The organism is Burkholderia sp. AU15512 (assembly GCF_002223325.1).
Lineage (GTDB): Bacteria > Pseudomonadota > Gammaproteobacteria > Burkholderiales > Burkholderiaceae > Burkholderia.
Genome location: NZ_NKEX01000003.1, coordinates 871493 through 894927 on the forward strand (window position 1 = coordinate 871493; position 23435 = coordinate 894927).

The 23435-nt window shown below is 66.3% G+C and carries 22 protein-coding genes; 17 read left to right on the plus strand and 5 right to left on the minus strand.

The genetic code is table 11. The features are described from left to right. Nucleotides 1-116: 116 nt before the first annotated feature. Entirely contained in the window at nt 117-1478 is a 1362-nt protein-coding gene (locus CFB43_RS06725) for an AraC family transcriptional regulator (RefSeq protein WP_089494528.1), read from the minus strand. Nucleotides 1479-1866: 388 nt separating this feature from the next. Between CFB43_RS06725 and CFB43_RS06730 the strand changes: the two genes are divergently transcribed. The 8 genes from CFB43_RS06730 (at nt 1867) to CFB43_RS06765 (ending at nt 8216) form a co-directional block, all read left to right on the plus strand. Further along, complete coding sequence (locus CFB43_RS06730; protein ID WP_174975752.1) at nt 1867-2718, plus strand: oxidoreductase; 852 nt, start codon at nt 1867-1869, stop codon at nt 2716-2718. 158 nt (nt 2719-2876) lie between these two features. Then, nucleotides 2877-3614: an SDR family oxidoreductase gene (locus tag CFB43_RS06735; protein WP_069353671.1), complete on the plus strand. Its 738-nt coding sequence runs from the start codon at nt 2877-2879 to the stop codon at nt 3612-3614. Nucleotides 3615-3666: 52 nt separating this feature from the next. Continuing rightward, the gene (locus tag CFB43_RS06740) at nt 3667-4566 is read left to right on the plus strand and encodes an SDR family oxidoreductase (protein ID WP_069353672.1); all 900 of its coding nucleotides are present in this window, start codon (nt 3667-3669) and stop codon (nt 4564-4566) included. A gap of 94 nt (nt 4567-4660) precedes the next feature. Next, nucleotides 4661-5434 (plus strand): SDR family oxidoreductase, encoded by a 774-nt coding sequence (locus tag CFB43_RS06745; protein WP_069353701.1) that lies wholly within the window; start codon nt 4661-4663, stop codon nt 5432-5434. A 99-nt stretch (nt 5435-5533) separates the two neighbouring features. Then, complete coding sequence (locus tag CFB43_RS06750; RefSeq protein ID WP_069353673.1) at nt 5534-5851, plus strand: nuclear transport factor 2 family protein; 318 nt, start codon at nt 5534-5536, stop codon at nt 5849-5851. A gap of 60 nt (nt 5852-5911) precedes the next feature. Further along, the gene (locus CFB43_RS06755; protein ID WP_089494529.1) at nt 5912-7288 is read left to right on the plus strand and encodes an aldehyde dehydrogenase family protein; all 1377 of its coding nucleotides are present in this window, start codon (nt 5912-5914) and stop codon (nt 7286-7288) included. An 11-nt stretch (nt 7289-7299) separates the two neighbouring features. Next, the gene (locus CFB43_RS06760) at nt 7300-7569 is read left to right on the plus strand and encodes a hypothetical protein (RefSeq protein ID WP_089494530.1); all 270 of its coding nucleotides are present in this window, start codon (nt 7300-7302) and stop codon (nt 7567-7569) included. A gap of 83 nt (nt 7570-7652) precedes the next feature. Beyond that, the gene (locus CFB43_RS06765) at nt 7653-8216 is read left to right on the plus strand and encodes a DUF924 family protein (RefSeq protein WP_089495266.1); all 564 of its coding nucleotides are present in this window, start codon (nt 7653-7655) and stop codon (nt 8214-8216) included. Between the two features lie 46 nt (nt 8217-8262). Here CFB43_RS06765 and CFB43_RS06770 read toward each other — a convergent pair whose 3' ends face one another. Further along, the gene (locus tag CFB43_RS06770) at nt 8263-9210 is read right to left on the minus strand and encodes an MBL fold metallo-hydrolase (protein WP_089430852.1); all 948 of its coding nucleotides are present in this window, start codon (nt 9208-9210) and stop codon (nt 8263-8265) included. 67 nt (nt 9211-9277) lie between these two features. Then, nucleotides 9278-10948 (minus strand): GMC family oxidoreductase, encoded by a 1671-nt coding sequence (locus tag CFB43_RS06775; protein WP_089494531.1) that lies wholly within the window; start codon nt 10946-10948, stop codon nt 9278-9280. 211 nt (nt 10949-11159) lie between these two features. Here CFB43_RS06775 and CFB43_RS06780 point away from each other — a divergent pair, with 211 nt between their 5' ends. The 4 genes from CFB43_RS06780 to CFB43_RS06795 all read left to right on the plus strand — a co-directional run bounded on the left by CFB43_RS06780 (nt 11160) and on the right by CFB43_RS06795 (nt 15836). After that, nucleotides 11160-12116 (plus strand): LysR family transcriptional regulator, encoded by a 957-nt coding sequence (locus CFB43_RS06780; RefSeq protein WP_256989942.1) that lies wholly within the window; start codon nt 11160-11162, stop codon nt 12114-12116. A gap of 141 nt (nt 12117-12257) precedes the next feature. Next, a complete protein-coding gene (locus CFB43_RS06785) occupies nt 12258-13052 on the plus strand; it encodes a class II aldolase/adducin family protein (RefSeq protein WP_089494533.1) in 795 nt (264 codons plus the stop codon). Between the two features lie 29 nt (nt 13053-13081). Beyond that, on the plus strand, nt 13082-14533 hold the full coding sequence (locus tag CFB43_RS06790; protein ID WP_089494534.1) for an aldehyde dehydrogenase family protein: 1452 nt from the start codon (nt 13082-13084) through the stop codon (nt 14531-14533). Between the two features lie 238 nt (nt 14534-14771). After that, the gene (locus tag CFB43_RS06795) at nt 14772-15836 is read left to right on the plus strand and encodes a porin (protein WP_256989981.1); all 1065 of its coding nucleotides are present in this window, start codon (nt 14772-14774) and stop codon (nt 15834-15836) included. Between the two features lie 18 nt (nt 15837-15854). Here the strand turns inward: CFB43_RS06795 and CFB43_RS06800 are convergent, their stop codons facing one another. Next, complete coding sequence (locus tag CFB43_RS06800) at nt 15855-16805, minus strand: alpha/beta hydrolase (RefSeq protein ID WP_089495267.1); 951 nt, start codon at nt 16803-16805, stop codon at nt 15855-15857. 245 nt (nt 16806-17050) lie between these two features. Here CFB43_RS06800 and CFB43_RS06805 point away from each other — a divergent pair, with 245 nt between their 5' ends. Beyond that, nucleotides 17051-18079: an AraC family transcriptional regulator gene (locus CFB43_RS06805; RefSeq protein WP_089494536.1), complete on the plus strand. Its 1029-nt coding sequence runs from the start codon at nt 17051-17053 to the stop codon at nt 18077-18079. Nucleotides 18080-18205: 126 nt separating this feature from the next. Beyond that, nucleotides 18206-18835 (plus strand): NAD(P)H-binding protein, encoded by a 630-nt coding sequence (locus CFB43_RS06810; RefSeq protein WP_089494537.1) that lies wholly within the window; start codon nt 18206-18208, stop codon nt 18833-18835. A 24-nt stretch (nt 18836-18859) separates the two neighbouring features. Here the strand turns inward: CFB43_RS06810 and CFB43_RS06815 are convergent, their stop codons facing one another. Further along, the gene (locus CFB43_RS06815; RefSeq protein WP_089494538.1) at nt 18860-19777 is read right to left on the minus strand and encodes a LysR family transcriptional regulator; all 918 of its coding nucleotides are present in this window, start codon (nt 19775-19777) and stop codon (nt 18860-18862) included. A 127-nt stretch (nt 19778-19904) separates the two neighbouring features. On the opposite strand from CFB43_RS06815, the gene speB reads away from it, so the two are divergent. The 3 genes from speB (at nt 19905) to CFB43_RS06835 (ending at nt 23367) form a co-directional block, all read left to right on the plus strand. Then, the gene (gene speB, locus CFB43_RS06820) at nt 19905-20861 is read left to right on the plus strand and encodes an agmatinase (RefSeq protein WP_089494539.1); all 957 of its coding nucleotides are present in this window, start codon (nt 19905-19907) and stop codon (nt 20859-20861) included. Nucleotides 20862-20955: 94 nt separating this feature from the next. Beyond that, nucleotides 20956-21633 (plus strand): SOS response-associated peptidase family protein, encoded by a 678-nt coding sequence (locus tag CFB43_RS06825; RefSeq protein WP_089494540.1) that lies wholly within the window; start codon nt 20956-20958, stop codon nt 21631-21633. 303 nt (nt 21634-21936) lie between these two features. Then, nucleotides 21937-23367: a purine-cytosine permease family protein gene (locus CFB43_RS06835; RefSeq protein WP_089494541.1), complete on the plus strand. Its 1431-nt coding sequence runs from the start codon at nt 21937-21939 to the stop codon at nt 23365-23367. Nucleotides 23368-23435: the final 68 nt, after the last annotated feature.

The window sequence follows — 23435 nt, forward strand, 5'->3', positions numbered from 1 at the left end:
GAAAAAGCGCCGCGGATGCGCAACGCGCGTATCCGCGGCGATATTTACGACAGGTAGACGGCAGACACGTTCATTCGATATCCGGCACGCTGCGATGCCGGTGCTCCGGGTTTCGCCTAGTCCTCCGGATCGTATTGACCGTCGTCCGTCCTGCTGCGGCCGGCGGATGCCGCCCGCATCCTCAATTCCCGCGGCGTTACGCCGAAGTGCCGCCGGATCGCGGTCGACAGGTAGCTTTGCGTGCCGAATCCGCAGTCCAGCGCGATCGACAGGATGCTGTCCGACGTATGTTCGAGCAGCAGGCGTGCGCGTTCCAGCCGCCGCTCGATGATGTATTGCGCCGGCGTGCGGGAAAACTGCATCCTGAATGCGTCGATGGTCGCACGCTCGCTCATGCCAACCAGTCGGCAGAGGTCGGCCGTGTCGATACGGCTTTCCAGCGACGCATCGATGAACCGGTTGATCGTCTGTGCGCACAGCGGCGCGCTGGCGGTGTCGGCTGTCAACGGCTGATCGGCGGCGTGCGGGTTTCGCCGGTAGGTGGCGCCGGGCGGTTCGCCGAAGCGACGGTAGTACTCCCGAATGAAGCGCGCCGTGATCGAGAATCCATGCGCATGCAATGTCGCATCGAAATCCGGCCCGTCGCCTCGCGCGAGCGCGCGGTTCACGTGGCGAAAGCGCGCTTCGTAGCGCAGCTCGGTCGATGACCGGCCTGTCAGGCGGCGGATGCCGTGCTCCAGCGCCTCGGTCGCGCAGCCGAGCACGTGCGCGATCGCGCCGAGCGTTTTCCACCGCAGCGGCGCGTCCTCGAGCATGTGGATTGCCATGCGCGTCTGGTGTTCGGGCGTGCAATGGTCGCGGTCGAACAGCGCGCCGTGGTTGTTCGCGTGGCCGGCCACCATGATCTTCAGCATGTGTTCGAGCAACGCGTCGACGGCGACGCCGGGAATGGGCGACATCCTGATCATCCGGCGCAGGCAGCCGGCCGCGGCGTTCCATTGCATCCGCAGCTCGGGCGAGACCGGTGTCAGCCCGAACTCGACCGGCTCGAGCCCCGGCCGGCCAATCCATTGTGCGAGAAAGCGGTTGACCCGGTCCGCATCGATGATGACCGACAGATGGCCGAATCCGTCGCCACCCGTCGTGCAGAACGAGTGGCCAGTCGACGAAATCGGCATGACGTCACCCGTCGCGCAGGCCGCATCGTCTCCGTTGCTTTCGTAACGAGCCTGACCACGACGGCAGGACAGGAACAGGTAATTCGGACGCGCATCGTTCGAGCGGAAGTGAAAAGGCATCAGGTAGTCGACGTCGTAGACGCCGATGCCGTTCCATTCATGTCCCGTCATGCTGACATTCCGACGAACCGCGTGCTGCGCCGTGAACTGGTTGTCGGCATAGATCGTGCCGATGAAATCGGACACTTCGTCGGGGTCGTCGCTGTGAAACCGGTGCGTCCTGTGAAGCGGGTCGCTCATGCTGGTTTCCACTCCGAACGGATGCCGGCGCGACTCGATGCCGGCGGCGGCGTGACGGGACGCACGCAACCGGCGTGCGTGCCCACTATTGCACCTTGCCGGCGCATCGTGCGTCAAGAATTGTCAAACGGGAGGCTGCACACGGAAGGCCCGTGTTGTCTGATGAAACACCGCGCGGCAACGTCGATGTGTCCGCTCGGCCGGCTTCCGGATTTTCATTTTTCCGGTACGCATTCTTGAAAGAACCGGCACGGTCGGAACGCTAATATGGTTGAACCGATTGTTAGTCAATCGTGGATAGTGCATCTCGACGCGCCACGTTCATTCGCGCCATCGGCTCGACTACACTCGATCCATCCCAATACTTTCAGTGATCCGGAGTTTTCGAATGAACACAGCATCGATGGCAGACAAGGTCGTATTGATCACTGGCGTCTCGTCCGGTCTCGGTCGCGAACTGGCGCAACGGCTGCTCGCAGAAGGTGCGCGGGTCGCGGGCACCGTACGCGGCGCGGAGCAGGTCGCCGAATTCGAACGGCTTGCGCCCGGGCGTGCGCTCGGTGTCCTGATGGACATCACGCAGCCCGACACGGTAGCGGCGGGCGTGCAGCGTGTGATCGAGCAGTTCGGCCGGATCGACGTGCTCGCCAACAATGCTGGCGTCGGCACGGTCGGCGCGGTCGAAGAGACGACCGAAGCCGATGCGCAGCAGATCTTCGACGTGAATTTTTTCGGCGGGTTGCGCCTGATCCATGCGGTCTTGCCCACCATGCGCCGCCAGCGCTCGGGGCACATCGTGCAGTTCTCGTCGATCGCCGGGTTCGCGGGCTACCCGGGGCTGGGCGTGTACGCCGCGGCCAAGGCCGCGACCGGCGTGCTCGGCGAGGCATTGGCCGGCGAGCTCGCACCGCTCGGCATTCATGTGACGGTGCTGACGATCGGCATTTTCGAAACCCAGTTCGCCGGACGTTCGCTGGCGTATACGTCGAACCGGATCGACGACTACGCGGACACGCCGGCCGGCCAGTTCCGCGGATTCATCGGCCAACTGCAAGGCAAGCAGCCCAATGTGCCGGAAAAGGGCGCACAGGCGATCGTCGATATCCTCAAGGCGGAGAAGCCGCCGGTCCATCTCGCGCTCGGTGCCGATGCGGTGGGAACGATGCTCGGCCGAGCCGAATCGATCGAGCGTGATATCCGCGCATGGGAAACCGTGTCGCGATCGACTCAGCGCGACTGAGCGGGTATCCGGTTCGTTCGGGTAAGGTCCGGATTAATAGTATCGGTGTGCTAAGTAACAGGAAGGAAACGTCGTGAATCGGCCCTCGTCGCGATCGATATCGCGCGGGCCAGGCATGCGTCCGGATGCGCTGGACGCGAAACCGTGGAGAAGCAGACATGAACAATCGAACAAGCGTGGCGATCGTGACCGGCGCATCACGAGGTATCGGCGCGGCAATCGCGCGGCGCCTGGTGGACGACGGGCTGGCCGTCGTCATCAATTACGCAGGCAAGGCGAGCGAGGCCGAGGAGCTGGCGAGCGATCTCGCGGGCGAGGGCGGGCAGGCGGTCGCGGTCCAGGCGGACGTCAGCGATCCGGCTGCCGTGGCGCGGCTGTTCGATGTGGCCGAAGCGAAGTTCGGCGGCGTCGACGTGCTGGTGAACAACGCCGGGATCATGAAGCTGGCGCCACTGGTCGATAGCGACGACGCGCTGTTCGACACGCAGATCGCCATCAACCTGAAGGGGACGTTCAACACGCTGCGCGCGGCGGCGCGCCGGCTGCGCAACGGCGGGCGCATCGTCAACCTGTCGAGCAGCGTGGTCGGACTGAGGCCCGAGACGTACGGCGTCTATACGGCCACCAAGGCAGCGGTCGAAGCGATGACGGGCATCCTGTCCAAGGAGCTGCGCGGTCGCTCGATCACCGTCAACGCCGTCGCGCCGGGGCCGACCGCGACCGACCTGTTCCTGAACGGCAAGTCGGCGGAGCTGATCGAGCGCCTGTCGAAGATGAATCCGCTGGAGCGTCTCGGTACACCGGCCGATATCGCGAACGCGGTCGCGTTCCTCGTCGGTCCGGACGGTGGCTGGATCAACGGGCAGGTGCTGCGCAGCAACGGCGGGATGGTTTGAGTCCGCACGGATCGTATCGAAGGATCGCAGTCGTCAATCAAGGAGCGTCGTCATGGGCAAGACCATTCTCATTACCGGTGCGTCGAGCGGCTTCGGCCGCCTGACGGCCGAAGCGCTGGCGGCGGCCGGCCACACCGTGTTCGCGTCGATGCGCGATACGGCCGGACGCAATGCGCCGGTCGTCGCGCAGATGGCCGCGCAGTCGAAAGCGCAGGGCATCGATCTGCGCACCGTCGAGATCGACGTGCAGTCGCAGGATTCCGTCGACGCCGGCGTCGCCAGCGTGATCGCCGAGGCCGGCCGCATCGACGTGCTGGTGCACAACGCGGGGCACATGGTGTTCGGTCCCGCCGAAGCGTTTACGCCGGAGCAGTATGCGCACCTGTACGACGTGAACGTGCTGAGTACGCAGCGCGTGAACCGCGCGGTGTTGCCGCATATGCGGAAAAGCGCCCGAGGCCTGCTGCTCTGGGTCTCCAGCAGCAGCTCGGCGGGCGGCACGCCGCCGTACCTGGCGCCGTATTTCGCGGCGAAGGCCGCAATGGATGCGATCGCGGTGCAGTATGCGCGCGAGCTGTCGCGCTGGGGCATCGAGACGTCGATCGTCGTGCCGGGCGCATTTACCGGCGGCACCAACCATTTCGCGCATGCGGGCGCGCCAGCCGACGCGTCGCGTGCGGCCGAATACGATGCGGGGCCGTATGCGGGCTTCGGCGAGCAGGTGCTGAAGGCGTTTGCGGACATCGTGCCGGCCGACGCCGACGCAAGCGAGGTGGCACGTGCGATCGTCGACATCGTGGGCATGCCGTTCGGCAAGCGTCCGTTCCGCGTGCACATCGATCCGACGCAGGACGGCGCGGCTGTCGGCTTCGCGGTGCTCGACCGCGTGCGTGCGGAGATGCTGCATCGCGTCGGCCTGTCCGACCTGCTGCAGCCGAAAGCGAATGCGTAACGTGCCGGGCGGCCGGCCGCAGCCGGCGCGGGGCCACTGATCCGGAACGTCATCTCGGACGTGGATCGAACAGCAAATGAATCAGGAGAGCGAAATGGCAAATCATGAAATCAAGGGCAAGACCGTACTGATCGCCGGCGGCGCGAAGAACCTGGGTGGCCTGATCGCACGCGATCTGGCCGCGCATGGCGCGAAGGCCGTCGCGATTCACTACAACAGCGCAAGCTCGAAGGCGGACGCGGAGACGACGGTCGCGGCGATCAAGGCGGCCGGCGCCGAGGCGGTCGCATTCCAGGCGGACCTGACGAGCGCGGCGGCCGTCGAGAAGCTGTTCGCCGATGCGGTTGCGGCGGTCGGCCGCCCGGACATCGCGATCAACACGGTCGGCAAGGTGCTGAAAAAGCCGTTCACCGAAATCAGCGAAGCGGAATACGACCAGATGAGCGCGGTGAACGCGAAGTCGGCGTTCTTTTTCCTGCGCGAAGCGGGGCGGCACGTGAACGACAACGGCAAGATCGTCTCGCTGGTGACGGCGCTGCTCGGCGCATTCACGCCTTATTACGCCGCGTATGCGGGTACGAAGGCGCCCGTCGAGCACTACACGCGCGCGGCGGCGAAGGAGTTCGGCGAGCGCGGCATTTCGGTGACGGCAGTGGGGCCCGGACCGATGGACACGCCGTTCTTCTACCCGGAGGAGGGGGCGGACGCGGTCGCGTATCACAAGACGGCCGCCGCGCTGTCGAAGTATTCGAAGACGGGGCTGACCGACATCGAGGACGTCGTGCCGTTCATTCGTCACCTGGTCAGCGACGGCTGGTGGATCACCGGCCAGACGATCCTGATCAACGGTGGCTATACGACCAAGTAACACACCTCGGCTGCCCGAGTTTCGTCCGGCGCGCGTTGCCTGCCCGTCACGGGTCGGGGCAGGACGACGGGCGGCCTTCTTTCATCGAGGATCGGCATCGTGAACACCGACATACTCCACCATCCGGTCGTGCGGCGGGCGATCGACGCGCTCCAGCAAGGCGATGGCGCGGCATGGGCCGCGCTGTTCGCGCCCGATGCGACGCTGTACGACGACGGCCGGCCACGAGACCTGCACGCATTCAACCGGGACGCGATCGGGACCGAGCGCTTCACGACGATCGATCGCGTCGACAACGACGGGCTCGAGATCCACGGCCGGTTTCATTCGGATCGCTGGGGCACGTTCCGTACGTACTTCAAGTTCCGGGTCGACGCCGATGGCCGGATTACCCGGCTCGACATCGGGCAGGCCTGAGCCGTCCGCATGCCGCCCGTTGCCGCTCCGGCCGGCGGCTTCCCCAAGGAGAACGCGACCATGTCGAACCCCTACCAGTCCGTGCTCGACGCGCAACGTGCGCGCTTCGACTCGGACGTCACGAAAACCCATGCATGGCGCATCGCGCAGCTCGACCGGATGGAGCGGATGCTGCACGATCACCAGGACGCACTGTGCGCGGCGCTGTACGAGGATTTCGGCAAGCCGCCGTTCGAGCAACTGTTCGAAATCTCCGTGCCGACCGGTGTCATCCGCTACTACCGCGAGCATCTGCACGAACTGATGGCGCCGCAGACAGTGGCGATTCCGCCCGCGCTGGAGGCGGCCGGCAACGCCGGCATGATCTACAAGGAGCCGTACGGCGTGACGCTCGTGATCGGCCCGTTCAACGCGCCGATTCTGTTGCTGCTGGATCCGGCGATCGCGGCATTGGCAGCCGGCAATACGGTGGTGCTGAAGCCGGCGAACACCACGCCCGCGACGGCCGCGCTGCTGAGCCGGCTCGTGCCGCAGTACTTCTCACCGGAGGACGTCGCCGTCGTCACGGGCGGTCGCCAGGAAATCGGCGCATTGCTGGAATTGCCGTTCGACTTCATCTTCTTCACCGGCAGCTCGGCGGTCGGCAAGGTCGTGATGCGCGCCGCCGCCGAGCATTTGACACCGGTCTTGCTGGAACTCGGCGGGCAGAACCCGTGCATCGTCGACGAAACCGCGAATCTCGACATCGCGGCCGACCGTGTCGCGTGGGGGCACAACGCGATCTCGGGACAATGGTGCATCGCGCCTGGCTATGTGTACGTGCATGAATCGGTGGCCGAGGCCTTCATCGCGAAGCTCAAGGCGTCGATCACCGCGATGTACGGCGACGATCCGCAACAAAGCCCCGATTTCGCGCGAATGATCAGCGAACACGATGCCGAACGCGTCGCGTCTTACATCGTCGCCGACAAGGTCGTGCACGGCGGCCGCCACGACATCGCGGCACGCTATGTCGAGCCGACCGTGCTGTACCCGTCGACCTGGGACGATCCGGCGATGCAACAGGAAGTGTTCGGCCCGGTGCTGCCCGTGCTGCCGTACCGTGACCTGCGCGAGATCGTCGGCATCATGAAGCGCAAGCCGAAGCCGCTCGCGTGCTACGTGTTCAGCAAGCGGCAGGCGAGCATCGACTGCGTGCTCAACAGCCTGTCGTTCGGCGGCGGATGCGTGAACCAGACCAACCTGCATTGCTGGATCGACAGTTTGCCGTTCGGCGGCGTCGGCAACAGCGGGATGGGGAAGTACTACGGCAAGGCCGGCTTCGACGCGTTGAGCAATACCAAAGCGATGCTGATCGGCAATCCCGACGCGGTGCTCGACGTGTTCCCGCCGTATGCGGGAAAGGACATCGGCAAGATGCTCGGCGTCTTCGCGTAACCGGGGGCACGATGCATACACTTTGGACGATCGTCGCCGGCGTGCTGTTGCTGGCCGTGTTCCTGTTGTTCGGACAATTGTGGGGCACGCACGCGGCATCGCTGGCGTTTGCCGCCCAGGCGTTCGTGCCGGTCTGGCTCGTTGTCTCGCTGGCCAACCTGTGGGTTGGCGTGTATCGGGCCGGCTACGGCGTACGCGAGGAGCTGCCGATCCTCGCGATCGTATTCGGCGTGCCGGCCGTGGTTGCGGTGGCTGCCACGCTGCTGTTCCAACGCACCTGAATCGCAGGAGGACGACGGGCCGTGTGCGGGCACGGCCGTCGTCGACGTGCCGCTTCCATTCACCCGTCGTTCATCTCTTCGCCATGAAGATCGATATGCCATTGTTTGCCGCGCCGCCGGCGCAGGCCGTCATCATGTTCTGGATCGATGCCGGGCCCGCGCAATGGTTCGCAAAACATCCCGATTTCGATCGCCGCTTTCGCGAGCGCTTTCTCGATACGCACCTGGCCGCTGCAAGGCGCGAGCTGGACGGCTGGTTGTCGACGCCATACGGGACGCTCGCGCTGCTGTTGCTCACCGACCAGTTTCCGCGCAATGCGTTTCGCGGCACCGCGCGCATGTATGCGACCGATGCGATCGCACGGCAGTTCGCGATGCACGCGTACGAGCACGATCAGATGGCGCAGGTCGAACGGCCGCTGCGCCTGTTCTTCTGTTTGCCGTTCGCCCATTCCGAAGACCTCGACGACCAGCGGATTTCCGTCGAACTGAACGGCAGGCTCGGCCAGCCGTGGCTGTCGCATGCGATCGGGCACCGGGAGATCGTCGCGCGCTTCGGCCGCTTCCCGCATCGCAACGCGCTGCTCGGCCGCGAGACGACGCGCGACGAGGCGCGCTTTCTCGCATCCGGCGGCTTCGCCGGATGAGCCCACCGGTTCGCGCGGCATGGCCGCCGCGGCGGCCATGCGTGCGTCAGCGCAGGAACTCGATGCCGAACGTGCCGGCCGTATCGACGATATGCCCCGCGTGCGGTGCCTCGAAATGACCGGGCAGCAGCAGTGCGCCGTGCTCGACGCAATGCGCGAGCAGCTCGAAGCGGCTCTTCGCGGCGAGCGTGCGATCGTCGCAGACCTTGCTGCTCCATTGCCAGAACGGGATCTGGATCGGCGAGTGCAGCATGTCGCCGCTGAACACGCCGCGCGAGCCCTGCGACGTCAGCTCGATGCGCACGTGACCCGGAGAATGGCCCGGCGCGTGGCGGATCAGGAACGTGTCGTCGAGCTCGTAGGTGTCGTCGAACATCGTGGCCTGGCCGGCCTCGATCACGGGCAGCACGCTGTCGTTGTACATCGGGCTGAACCACGCGGGGCCGGCGGGGCCTTCGCCCCGGATCGCGCGGACCAGGTGATCGTGCTCGACCTGCGAGATCACGTAGCGCGCGTTCGGGAAGGTCGGCACCCACACACCATTGACGAGCTGCGTGTTCCAGCCGACGTGATCGGCGTGAAGGTGGCTGCACATCACGTAGTCGATTTCCTCGGGCTGGATGCCGAGTGCGCGCATCCGGTCGAGATAGCGCGTCGACAGCCGGTGCATTTCCGGCAGCCCCGGCCGCTCCTTGTGGTTGCCGATACAACTGTCGATCAGCACCGTATGCCGGCCGGTCCGCACGATCCAGCTGTGCACGGGCATCGGGATGCGGCCGCTTTCGGGATCGTAGTGCGTCGGCGCGAGCCAGTGCTCGTGTTCCGCCACGCGTGCGCGGTCGAAGTCCGGCAGCCAGCTCTGCGCGGTTTCGCCGAGCAGCGTCGTGTCGTACAGCCGGATGATTTCGACGTTGCCGAGTGCGAGGGAGAAGGCATGCGGTTCGGCATTCGTGATGTGCGCATGGCAATGCGCATGCCCGCAGGAATGGGTCATCGGTGTCTCCTGAATGAATTGGAATGAATCGAAGCGGGGCGTGGTGCGCTGCCCCGCGCGCGACTGTCTATATCCGTGCCGTGGCGCGTGCCTGCGCCTGCGGCACCGGCACGGCTTTCCCGGTCATGAAATCCGCCGCGCGTTCGGCCATCATCATGATCAGCGCGTTGGTCGGCCCGCGGATGATGCGCGGGATCGCGGAGCCGTCGACCACCCGCAAGCCGGCCACGCCGCGCACGCGCATCTGCGTATCCACCACGGCCGCCGGATCGTTATCGCGGCCCATGCGGCACGTGCCGACCGGGTGATGAAGGGTGATCGCGATGCGGCGAATGAACGCGTCGACGTCTGCATCGCTCTGGACTTGCGGGCCCGGTGCGATCTCTGCGTCGATGAACGGGCGCAGTCCGGCCTGCGCGCCGATTTCCCGCATGCGCCGGAACATCTCCCGCGCAGCGATGCGGTCGTTCTCGGTGGCGAGGAAGTTCTGTTCGATCCGCGCATGCTCGGCCGGATCGGCCGACTTCAGCGACACGCGGCCGCGACTTTCGGGCGTGAGGAAAATGCCCTTGATCGCGAACGAATCGGCATACGCATGCTTGAACGGCTCGAAATACGGAGCGGCGTTCATCGCGCCGGCCGCGAGGATCAGCTGCACGTCCGGCAGCGGCAGGTGAGGCTGGCTCCTGACCAGGCCAAGCGCGGCGGCGGGGATCGTGCTCGAGAAGCCGTTGCCGCCGGCAAACGTGCGCACGACGTCGAACGCGATGCGATCGGCACGCATCATCCGGTGCAGCGGGCCGGGTTCCTTGCGGCTCCAGCGCAGGTCGAACACGATGTGATCGTGAAGGTTCGTGCCCACGCCGGGCAATTCGACTGTCGACGCGATGCCGTGCGCGCGCAGGCTGTCGGCCGCGCCGATGCCGGAGAGCATCAGCAGTTGCGGCGAATTGATCACGCCGCCGCAGAGGATGACTTCGCGGCGCGCATCGGCGCGGTAGTCGGATTCGCCCCGGCGATACTCGATCGCGATGGCGCGCGGCGCGCCCCGGTCGGTATCGAGCACGATGCGCTTCGCGAGGGCACCCGTCACCAGCGTGACGTTGCCGCGCGCGAGCGCCGGGCGCAGGTAGGCGACCGCGGCGCTGCAGCGCAGGCCGTTGCGGATCGTGGCCTGCATCGGCCCGAAGCCTTCGACGGATGCGCCGTTGTAGTCGTCGTTCTCGGGATAGCCGCAGGCACGTGTCGCGTCGAGGAAGCCACCCACCAACGGGTCGCGATAGTCGAGCCGGATCACGGTGAGCGGACCGCGGCCGCCGCGCAGCGCCGATTCGCCGCGCTCCCACGATTCGGAGCGCTTGAAGTACGGCAGCACCGCGTCGTAGGACCAGTCGGTCAGGCCGAATTCGTCGGCCCAGCCTTCGTAGTCTTCCCGCGCGCCGCGTGCGTAGGCCATGCCGTTGATCGACGACGAGCCGCCTACTACCTTGCCGCGCGCGCATTCGATCCGGCGGCCGTCCATGCCGGCTTCCGGCTCGGTGAAATAGCCCCAGTCGAACAGCCGGTTCTTCAGGATCTGGCCCCACGTCAGCGGCACCTTGATGTACGGCGAGCGATCCTGCTCGCCGGCCTCGATCACGAGGATGCGGACGTTCGCGTCCTCGCCGAGCCGGTAGGCGAGTGCGCAACCGGCCGAGCCGGCGCCGACGATCACGTAGTCGTACGTATCGGTTTTCATCGACGCACCTCGCGGTGCCGGGCGGCAGGGCAGGCCGGCGCGACCCGCGAACGCGGGGCGCGGCGACCGGCCGGAACAGACGTCGAACGAACCATGATGTCTCCAGGTGGGCCTGAACGCAGGCCTCTCGGTTGTGGGTTCATTCGATTGTGCGTAACCTGAAACATATCTTCCAATACGTATTACGGTGCTATCCGATACCCGGATGGCTATGGGCGAGGGGACTGTGCGCGGATTCGATTCGTATCTCACTTTTCAGAAGCTCGAGGTGTTCTGCACGGTGGTCGAGCTCGGCAGCGTCACGCGCGCGGCCGACCGCCTGTGCATCGCGCAGCCGGTCGTGACCGCGCACGTGCGCAGCATGGAGAAGCGGCTCGGCTACGCGCTCGTGAAGCGCGCCGGCCGCAACATCGCACTCACGGAAGCCGGCGAGCGCATCTATCGCTGGGCGACCGAGGTGATCACGCGCACTCGCGAGGTCGAGCGCGAACTCGCCGGTCTCGAGCAGGGCGAAATGGGCACCGCGGTGGTGGCGACGTCGATGTCGATCGGCTCGTACGCGTTGCCGCCGCTGTTCGCCGAGTTCCACCGGCGGCAGTCCGACGGGCTCGTGACCGTGCAGATCCTGACGCCGCAGGCGGCCGTCGATGCGACCCGTGTCGGCGGTTGCGATTTCGCGGTCATCCTGATCGCGGCCAATCAGGATCTCGAAGGGTTGGCGACCATTCCCGTGTGGGAGGACGAACTGCTGCTCGTGTGCGGCGCGTCGAGCCCGTGGGCCGCGCAGCCGGCCGGCGATCTCGACCTGCGCCGCGTACCGTTCGTGAGCACGCCGCGCAACCAGCCGCGCCGCGAGCTCGAAGAGGCGCGGCTGCGCGAGCGCGGCCTCGAACAGCGCAAGGTCGTGATGGAACTCGGGCATCCGGAGGCGATGAAACACGTGGTGCGCGCGAACCTCGGCGTGAGCTTCATGTTCGCGTCGGCGGTGCGTGCGGAGATCGAGCGCGGCGAACTGGTCGTGCTCGATCGCCCGGAGCTGTCGATGAAGGTGCCGATCTATCTCGTGCATCGCGACGACAAGCGCTTCTCGGCGTTCCAGGCCGAACTCGTGCAGTTCATCGTCGATTCCGCGTCGCCGGGCGCGGCAGCGGGCGTCCCGAATTCATAGTCATCGGGCTATCTGTTTGGCGATCAATAGCTAATAGACCTATGGTCGGCGCGGTCCTAAGCTGGCCGGGTGCTTGACGGTCCGCCTCGCGACGCGAAGCGGGCGTGCGCACTGCCAGTCAACCCGAAAACAGGCCGACCCATGTGTACTCTTCATCTTCAATCCGGCGGCGCAGCCGCGTATGCGGACGATGCCGGGCGTCCCGCCGATGCGCCGGATCCCGCGCTCGTCGAGGATCTCGTCTGCGCGAACCGCATCCTGTTCGACCAGGGCATCGTCGATGCCTTCGGTCACGTCAGCGTCCGTCACGACAAGGATCCGCAGCGCTTCCTGCTGGCGCGCAACATGGCGCCGGGCACCGTCGGCATCGACGACATCGTCGAATTCACGCTGGACGGCGTGCCGGTCAATGCCGGCGGGCGCGCCGTCTATCTGGAGCGTTTCATCCACGGCGAGATCTACAAAGCGCGTCCGGACGTGCACGCGATCGTGCACAGCCATTCGCCGACCGTGCTGCCGTTCAGCGTGACGCAACGCACGCCGCTGCGGCCGGTGTGCCACATGAGCGGATTTCTTGGCGCGGGTACGCCGGTGTTCGAGATTCGCGATACCGCCGGCGATGCGACGGACCTGCTCGTGCGCGACAACGCGCTCGGCGCGGCGCTGGCGCAGCGGCTCGGCAGTGCGGCGTTCGTACTGATGCGCGGTCACGGTTCGACCGTGGTCGCGCCGACGCTCAAGCAGGCCGTGTATCGCGCGGTCTACGCGGAAGTGAATGCGCGGATGCAGATCGAGGCCCTGCAACTGGGTGACGTGGTTTATCTGAGCGAGCAGGAAGCCGCGACCGCGTGCGCGAACATCGAAACGCAGGTCGAGCGCCCGTGGGCGCTGTGGAAGCGGCGCGTGCAGCACGAGCAACACACGGGCGCGCGTTGACCGGCGATCGAATCATCGAGGAGACGAGTATGGACGAGCAGTGGATAACCGGCCGTTTGCTGATCGACGGCGAACTGGTGGAAAGCGAGACCGGCGAGTGGGCGGCGTCGATCAACCCGGCTACCGAGGAAGTGATCGGCCGCGCGCCAGCCGGTTCGCGCAAGGACGTCGCGCGTGCAGTAGACGCTGCGCAGCGCGCGTGGCCTGCGTGGGCCGAACGCACCGGCGAGGAGCGCGGCGAACTGTTGCGCGGGTTTGGCGAGCGCTTGCTCGAACGCGCGGAGGCGTTGTCACGCATCGAGGTGCTCGATTCAGGCAACACCTACGTGCCGACGCTCGCGAGCATGCACGAGACGGTGCGCAGCCTGCGCTATTACGCGGGGCTCGTGCACGGGCTGCACGGCGAGACGATCCCGGCCACCGGCCGCCATCTGCACATGACCGTGTACGAGCCGTACGGCGTCGTCGGCCGGATCGCCGCGTTCAATCATCCGGCGATGTTCTCCGCGGCGCGTACCGCATCTGCGCTCGTGACCGGCAACACGGTGGTGGTGAAGCCGCCCGAAACGTCGCCGTTGTCCGTGCTCGTGCTCGGTGAGGTCGCGCGCGAGACATTGCCGGCCGGCGTGTTCAACATCGTCAACGGCACGGGCGCGGAAGTCGGCGATGCGTTGGTGCGCCATCCGGACGTGAAGCGTCTTGCGCTGATCGGGTCCGTGCCGACCGGGCAGGCGATCCAGCGCAGTGCGGCGGAGGTGGGCGTCAAGCACGTGACGCTCGAGCTGGGCGGCAAGAATCCGATGATCGTGTTTCCGGACGCGGATCCGGACGCGGCCGCCGAGAGCGCGGTGCGCGGGATGAATTTCTCGTGGCAGGGCCAGTCGTGCGGATCCAATTCGCGGCTGCTGGTGCACGACGACATTTACGACGACGTGCTCGCGCGTGTCGTCGAGCGCGTGGCCGCGATCCGCGTCGGCGATCCGATGTTGCCCGACACGGGCATGGGCCCGATCAATTCGCGCAAGAGCTACGAACACGTGATGAGCTTTCTCGACCCGGCGCAGACGCATGGCGCGCGGCTGATGACGGGCGGCCGCCGCCCGCCCGGGCACGCTTTCGAAAAAGGCTTCTGGGTCGAGCCGACCGTCTATGCCGATGTCACGCCCGAGATGCGGCTGTGGCGCGAGGAAGTCTTCGGCCCGATTCTGTCGGTCGCACGATGGCGTGATGTCGACGAAGTGGTCGCGATGGCCAACGACACGGAATACGGGCTCTCGGCAGCGATCTGGACCAACGACATCCGGCAGGCGCTCAACACCGCGCGTCGCATCCGTGCGGGCAGCGTGTTCGTCAACGGCAGCAACACGCACTTCCTCGGCGTGCCATGGGGCGGCTTCAAGAACAGCGGCGTCGACCGGGAAGAGGGGATCGAGGAAATGGTCAGCTATGTCGAGAAGAAGGTCATCAACGTGATGCTGTAACAGGCGCGACTCGCCGCCGGTCGTTCCCGTCATCGACGGGTTCGGCCGGCGACGGCGCGCGCGATCCATCAGTCGACGCCGGGTAACACGGCCCACGGCGGCGCATCGAGCGGGGAACACATATCTCGCACGCGCCGATTAGATAGTTTTACTAATAAAAATGACAGGCCGGCGTGCGGTTCGCTCGTATGCGAACGGTGCGTCGGACACTGACGGTTTGGAGACAGCATCCGTGAGAATGAAGACAATGGCCGTCGCGTTGGCGATGGTGTCGTGCCACGTGCACGCGCAGAGTTCGGTCACGCTGTTTGGTCTGGTCGACAACGGCATTTCGTACGTGAGCAATTCGGGCGGCAAGGCGCTGGTTCAGGCGATGTCCGGCATCCAGGCGCCCAACCTGATCGGGATCCGCACGGTCGAGGATCTCGGCGGCGGGTTCCAGGCGCTCGTCTTCATGGCGTCGCAGCCCGATATCAACAGCGGCACGGTGCGCGGCGGCGCACTGTCCGGACGCGAGTCCTATGTCGGCATCGTCACGCCGTACGGCACCGTGACGCTCGGCAGGCAGTTCGACTACATGTTCGACAACCTGTCGCTGCATCGCTGGGGGCACGAGATTTCGTATGTCAGCCTGTACCAGCTGCCGGGCGGCCCGTTCTCGAAACTGGGCGCGGCGCTCGGCACCTTCGACTACACGCGTACGGCGGGCGGGGGCGCAACACCGAACGCGATCAAGTTCACGTCCGCGTATTACGGCGGGTTCCGGTTCGGCGCGTTGTATGGCTTCAGCAACATCGCCGGGCAGACCGGCAGCAACAACCTGTCGAGCTTCGGCGTGTCCTACGACAACGGGCCGTTGCGGCTGGATGCGGCGTACACGTATTCGAAGGAAGAGGGAATCGACAACGGGCACCTCGGCATCCGCAATGCCGGCGCGGGCGGACGCTATACATTCGGCGACTTCGCGCTCGACGCGCTGTACGTGAATACGCGCAACACGCTGACGGGCGCGCACGTCGACACCTACGAGATCGGCGGGCTGTACCGGTTCGCGCCGGATTTCTTCGCGTATGCGAACTACCTGTACGCGAAGGGCAACCGGCAGCTGACCGGCAATCATTCGAACCAGGCCGGCATCACGCTCGATTACCTGTTGTCGAAGAAGACCGACGTCTACATGAGTGCCGTGTATCAACAGGCGAGCGGCGGCGAGGACGTGATCGCATCGGTGTGCGGCACGTTCACCGCATCGTCGGGCGCGCGGCAGGGCGTGTTGCGGGTCGGCGTTCGAACGGTGTTCTAGGCGATCCGCGCCCGGCATTCACTTTGCCGTCACCTCCCGATAGAACGCATCGATCGCCTCCACCATCTGCGACAGCCCCGGCTGTTCGAGCGGATAGTGGCCCGCGTTGTCCAGCATGACGACCTTCACCGGCACTTTCCGCACGCGCTGCAGGAACGGTTCGCTCAGGTGCAACGGCGTCCAGCGGTCCGCGGCCGGTTGCGTGAGCAGGATCGGGCACACGGCGAAATCCTCCGGCTCGACCGCCGGCCGGTACGACATGTAGGAATCGAGAAACGCGATCGTCATCGCGTTGCCGGCGGACGTGCGATCGGACAGCCACACCTTCAGCGCGTCCCGATCGTTGACGAGCGCGGACATCTTGCTGGCGAGCGTCATCGGCACGCGCATCGATTTCAGCGGGGTCATCGCGGTGAGATGCATCATCGGGCCGCCGACGCGGCTCATGAACACGCTGCGCGCGGTTTCATCGCGCACCTGCTGAAGGCGCTGGTCGAGGAAGGTCATCCCGATGATGCCCTTGACCTTGCCGTTCATCACGGCCACGTGATACGTGAGCATGCCGCCCGCGCTCAGCCCGTAGAGCACGATCGGCCGGCCGTCCTTCGCGCGCTCCGCGTCGATCAGGTCGCTGCCCGCCCGCACCCAGTCGTCATAGCGGACCAGTGTGCCCTTGGCGACTTCGGTCATCCCGTACTCGGGCATATCGACCGCGAGCGTTTCATAGCCGCGGCGCGCCAGTTGCTCGCCGAGGATCATCGACATCTGCCGGCCGTTGGTGCCCACGCCATGGAACAGGATCACCTTCACCCGCGCCTGGCGGTTGCGGTACGTGTCGAGATGCATGCGATGGCCGTGCCAGGACCACCATTCTTCCGCCGGTTGCTGGCCGTCCTTCCACTGGAAGTCGGTCGGAAGGAATGTCTGCATGTCGCGCCAGACGGGATGGTCGGCGTAGGTCTTGGGCATGGTGGCGGACTCCGGTGGATTGGGCGAAACGGCGTCGTCGGCCAGTGCCGGTGCGAGCGATGCGCTCGACAGGCCGGCGGCCAGCAGCAGCGTGCGGGCAGGACGAAAGAGCGAGGAGCGCTTCATGGGGATCGACGCCGTGCGGTTGCGATGTCGTTCATCATCGGCGCGCGGGCTCGCGCGATCCATGCTGGGGCGGGCCAACCGCTTTAGAATCTAGGCCAACCCACGTCGCGAGGCGTCTGATGAATGTCTGGAACTTTGCCCGCAGCCCGGCTTCCGTCCTGCTGATGATCGACTTCGGCCGCGACCGCAAGATCGCGCCGCAGGCGTTGCTCAAGGGGTCGCAGCTCACGCTGAAGCAGCTTGCTGACCCGGACTTCACGGTGCTGGCCGCGCAGGAACTGGCGGTGGCGTCGAACCTGCTCGACCTGACCGCCGGCGAGGCCGGCGTCGGCCTCAAGGTCGGCCTGTCGTACCAGCTTTCGGCATACGGGCTGCTCGGCTACGGGCTGCTGAGCAGCGCGACCGGCATGGACGCGATCGCGCTCGCGGGCCGCTACCTGGCGCTGACCTATACGTTCGTCGGGATGACGTTCCGCCGGGCCGGGCAGCGCGACGTGATTCAGTTCGACGCGTCGCCGGAGCTCGCAGCGAACGTGCAGCGCTTCTTCGTCGAACGCGCGATGGGCGCGACGTGCCGCGTGCTGCGCGACGTGATCGGCAGCGCGTTCGCACTCGCGACGTTCGATCTTGCGTATGGCGTCGGCCCCGGCACTGACGCTGACGCGCAGCAACCGGTGCTCGGCGCGAAGATCCGGCACGGCCAGCCCGCCAGCACGCTCACGTTCGAGCATGCGCATCTCGAGCGGCCGTTGCCGCAGGCGAATGCCGCGACCGCGGCGATGTGCGAGCGCATGTGTGCCGAGCTGATCACGCGCAGGCGGACGCGCGTCGACCTCGTGTCGTTCCTGAACGAGTACCTGGCCACGCGCCCGTTCGACCGGCCGCCGCAGCTGAAGGACATCGCGACGCTGCTCAACACCAGCGAGCGCACGTTGAAGCGCCGGCTGCAGGAGGAGGGCGCGTGCTTCCGGGACATTTCGAGCGCGGTGCGCAAGACCCGCGCGCAGGCGTTGATCGCGGAAGGGCGGCTGTCGATCAAGGAAATCGCGCAGGAACTGGGATTCAGCGACATGTCGTCGTTCTCGCAGGCGTACAAGCGCTGGACGGGTGTCGCGCCGAGCGTGTCGCGACAGGCGGCGGGTTTGTAGCGCACCCTGTAACTTTTGGAGATGTTGGAGGGTTGTCGGCGCCGAGTCGGCCGACGATCATGGGGGAAGCCGTAAGCCGGGCCGTTCCCGGCTCGCCAACGCAGGCTCTACTCGGAAGGATCGGACATGAAATTGCTGCTCGTCGGCGCGACCGGACTCGTCGGGCGTCACGTCCTCGAAGTCGCGCTCGCCGACGCGCGGGTCGATCAGGTGATCGTCGTCGCGCGCCGCCCGTTGTCGCCGCACCCGAAGATGCGCGCGCTCGAGGTCGATTTCGATCATCTGCCCGACACGGCCGACTGGTGGCACGCCGATGCCGTGATCTGCGCGCTCGGCACCACGATGCGGGCTGCGGGCTCCCAGGCGGCATTCCGGCGCGTCGACCACGACTATCCGCTCGCGATCGCGCGGCGCGCACACCGCTCCGGCACGCCGGCTTACGTGCTGAATTCCGCACTCGGCGCGGATCCGGCGTCGCGCATCTTCTACAACCGCGTGAAGGGCGAGGTCGAGCAGGCGCTCGCCGGCGTCGGGTTCGCGTCGCTCACTTACGTGCGGCCCGGCCTGATCGGCGGCAGCCGCGACGAATTCAGGCTCGGCGAGCGGCTGCTGGTGTCCGTGTTGAACGTGGCCCGGCCTGTTTTGCCGGCGAAGTGGCGCGTGAATCCCGCGTCGCGGATCGCCCGCGCGATGCTCGACGCGGCGATCGACGCGCGGCCGGGCGTGCAGGTCATTGCGTCGGACCAACTCGTCTGACGCAAAGCGGGCGGCGCGCGCCGGTCACTGATCCGCGAAGCCGTCGAGCCCGCCGAACCGTTCGGCAAGCGCCGCCGTGAACGCCGCCAGCGCTTCGCTGCCATCGCAGTTCCTTGGCGTCGCGAGCTGGAATTCGACCGTATGGCTCAGCTTGCTCGCGAGCAGCCGGCGCATCTTGCCTGCGGCGACCCACGGCGCCGCGACATGGTCGGGCAGGAAGCCGACATGCGCGCCGGACAGGATGAAGATCACGTCGGCGTCGACGTTTTCGGAGAACGCGGTCGGTTGCGCGTCGCGCGGCACCGCACCCGACGTATTCGTCTTGTAGAGCCGCGCGACGTTGCTCGCGTTCGCAATGTCGTTGACCGACACGGTCTTCTTCGCGAACAGCGGATGCCGCGCGCCGCAGTGCAGCGACTGGTGTTCGACGAACAGCGGTGCGTAGTGCAGGCCGGCCTGGTGGCCGGAAAAGTAGCCGATCGCGAGCTGCAGTTCGCCCTTCAGCAGCCGGCGCTCCAGTTCGTCGGGCGGCACCTCGATCATTTCGATCAGCACATCGGGCGCCCGTTCGCGGAAGCGGCCGACGCTCGCCGCGATCGATTCGACGACGTCCGGTGCGAGCCGCTCGGACAGCCCGATGCGCAGTTCGCCGAGCAACGTACCCGACACGTGCTGCGTATCGCGCGTGAACACGTCCATCGCGTGCAGGAGCCGCCGCGTCGACTGCAGCACGCGCTCGCCCTTCGGCGTCAGCCGGAAGCCGCTCTTGCCGCGATCGCACAGCCGGAACCCGAGGCGCGTCTCGAGCTTGGCCATCTGCGTGCTGATCGTCGAAGGCGCCATGCCGAGCGTGCCCTGCGCGGCGCTGAAGCCGCCGCTTTCGACGATCGTCAGAAAGAGCCGCAGCAACTGCAAATCCATGTCTCTCAATCGGGTCAGCATGGCGATACGTCGCGTTTCGTGAAGTCGGCTTATGTTAGTTCATATTTTTCGTCGGATGCCGTGACGGCAGAATCGGGCACGAGGTCGCGAGCCGCGCGGCCGTTTCCCACCAGACAGGAATCCGACGATGAGCCAGAACGATTTCGCCTTCACGCGCGACAGCCTCTACGGCACGCAGGCCGAACCGACCTTCGCGGGCGCGACGAGCTTCATGCGCCGGCGTTTCAGCCGCGATCTCGGCGGCGTCGACCTCGCGATCACCGGCGTGCCGTTCGACTCCGCCGCGTCGCATCGGCCCGGCACGCGCTTCGGCCCGCGCGGGTTGCGGATCGCGTCGACGGGCATCGCGTGGGAGCGCCCGTGGCCGTGGTCGTTCGATCCGTTCGACGTGCTGGCCGCGGTCGACTACGGCGATTGCGCATTCGATCTCGGGCAGCCCGAATCGGTGCCGGGTGCGATCGAGCGGCATGCGGATGCGATCCTCGCGCGCGGCTGCGCGATGCTGACGCTCGGCGGCGATCACTTCATCACGTATCCGCTGCTGAAGGCGCATGCGAAGGTGCACGGGCCGCTGTCGCTCGTGCACTTCGATGCGCATACCGACACGTGGCCCGACCGCGACGTGAAGCGCATCGATCACGGCACGATGTTCTATCACGCGGCGCGGGAAGGGTGGGTCGTGCCCGAACGGTCGGCGCAGATCGGGATCCGGACGACCAACGACGAGCCGATGGGCTTCGACATCCAGGATGCGCGCCGGGTGCATGCGTCGACGCCCGCCGCGGTCGCCGCGCGCATTCGCGAGCGGGTCGGCGACCATCCCGTGTACCTGACGTTCGACATCGACTGCCTCGATCCGGCGTTCGCGCCGGGCACGGGGACGCCGGTCTCGGGCGGGTTGTCGAGCCATCAGGCGCTCGAGATCCTGCGGCATCTGGACGGCATCAACCTGGTCGGCATGGATGTGGTCGAAGTGTCGCCGCCGTACGATCATGCGGAAATCACGTCGCTGGCCGGCGCGACGATCGCGCTGGAGCTGATCTGCCTGTACGCATCGCGCCGGCGGCGAGCCATGGAAAAATAGATTCGTAAAAGTGTTTCGTCTTACCAAACAGTAGTGCGATCGCGGCCCTGCGCTGACCTACGATGGAAACATTGCATCCATCATCCGCCGAGCCGTGTGCACTCACTACCGCGCCCCCGACGAAGACCCGGGCATCAGCGAACTGAAGATCGGCATCGGCGATCTGTATCGCCGCGACCCGTGGGCCCCCGACGTGTATCCCGACTACGCGGCGCCGATCGCGCGCGCCGCCGGCGACGGCCTCGAAGTCGTCATGGCCGTGTTCGGCTTCTGGCCGAAATTCATGCAGCCGGAGCGGCTCGACGAGAACGGCCGTAAAAAGAAGAAGCTCGACACGGTGAACGCGCGCGCGGAAACGGTCGGCTCGTCGCGGCTCTACGGCAACGCGTGGCGCAACGGCCAGCGCTGCCTGATTCCGGTGCGCTGGATCTTCGAACCCTGCTACGAAACCGGCCGCAACGTGTGGCAGCGGATCGGCGTCGACGGCTGGCAGCCGTACTGCGTCGCCGGCATCTGGCGGCGCTACGAAGGTGACAACGGCCGCGAGCGCGTGGGCATGGCGATGCTCACGGTCAACGCGGATACGCACCCGCTGTTCGCGCGGATGCATCGGCCCGGCGAAGAGAAGCGGGGCGTCGTGATGCTGCGCCGCGACGATTACGACGAATGGCTGCACGTGCGCGACATCGAGGCCGCCCGGCGCATGCTGAATCTCCTTCCCGCCGCCGACATGACGGCCGAGCCCGATCAGGCATCGCCCGCACGCGCCTGAGCTTTCATTATTCCGACATTCATCTTTCGACTGGACAGGCCGAACGTAGCCCGATCATTCGGACATTTTCGAAAATCGGCGGATTCCGGGTAATCACCGATACCTCACAAGTTGTATATACAAGATCATCCGCTGGCAATGTCGGCACACATCGTGCCGCTTGCGCGCCAGTGCGCAGACCATGCGTGCGTGGCGCATGCCGGCGATCCACGGCGCCCCGCACCCGCCGAGCCGAAAGGGCGGCTCGCAGCTTCCCGTCTCGTTCAAACCATTTGTGATCCTGAGTATTTTGGAGATTTCCCCGTGTCAACGAATCCCAGTGGAAAAGCCGGCGGCCTGATCGAAGTCCGTTCGATCGACTTCATTCCCGACGCCGAGCGCCACGGCGGCTTGCTGAGCCAGTTCACGCTGTGGCTGTCGGCGAACATGCAGATCACGGCCATCGTCACGGGCGCACTCGCGGTCGTGCTCGGCGGCGACGTGTTCTGGTCGCTGGTCGCGCTGCTGCTCGGCCAGTTCATCGGCGGCGCGGTGATGGCGCTGCATGGCGCGCAGGGGCCGCAGCTCGGGCTGCCGCAGATGATCTCGAGCCGCGTGCAGTTCGGCGTCTATGGCGCGATGATCCCGATCGTGCTCGTGTGCCTGATGTACATCGGCTTTTCCGCCAGCGGCTCGGTGCTGGCCGGGCAGGCCGTCGCGCAGTTGCTGCACATCGACGACGCGGCCGGCATCCTGCTGTTCGCGGCCGTGATCGTCGTGCTGACCGTGTTCGGCTATCGCGCGATCCACGCCGTCGGCCGGATCGCCAGCGTGGTCGGCATCGCCGCGTTCGTCTACATGTTCACGCAGCTGTTCGCGAACCACGACATCGGCGCGCTGCTCGCGAACAAGCATTTCTCGCTCGCGAGCTTCCTGCTGTCGATGTCGCTGTCCGCGTCGTGGCAGATCGCGTTCGGCCCGTACGTCGCCGACTATTCGCGCTACCTGCCGCGCTCGACGTCGTCGGTCGCGACGTTCGTCGCGGTCGGCCTGGGTTCGGTGATCGGCGCGCAGGCGGCGATGGTGTTCGGCGTGTTTGCGGCCGCGCTGGCCGGCGGCCAGTTCGCGCACCATGAGGTCGCGTATATCGTCGGTCTGGGCTCGACGGGCGCCGTGGCCGCGCTGCTGTACTTCAGCATCGCGTTCGGCAAGGTGACGGTGACGGCGCTCAACGCGTACGGCAGCTTCATGTCGATGGCGACGATCGTCAGCGGCTTTCGCGGCAAGCACGCCGTGTCGTCGCGCAGCCGCCTCGTGTACATCTTCGGGATGATCTGCGTCTCCACGCTCATCGCGCTCGCGGGCCGCCATTCGTTCCTGAAGGAATTCACCGCGTTCATCCTGTTCCTGCTCGCGTTCTTCACGCCGTGGAGCGCGATCAACCTGGTCGATTACTACTGCTTCACGCGCTCGCGCTACGACGTGCCGGCGCTGTCCGATCCGGACGGCCGCTACGGCCGCTGGAACGTGATGGCGATCACGATCTACGTGGTCGGCATCCTCGTGCAGTTGCCGTTCATGTCGACGCACATCTACACGGGGCCACTGGTCGACGCGCTCGGCGGCACCGACATCTCGTGGATCCTCGGCCTGGTCGTGCCGGCCGTGCTGTACTACATCGGCGCACGCGCATCGCGCCGCAGCATTCCCGAGCGCCTGATCCTGCCGCTCGAACGCAGCGAAGTTCACCACTGACGACACGTCACGCGCCTCGGGCCGGCCGGCTGCCGGCCTGACTGTCGCGCGAGCCGGGCGCCGCCTGC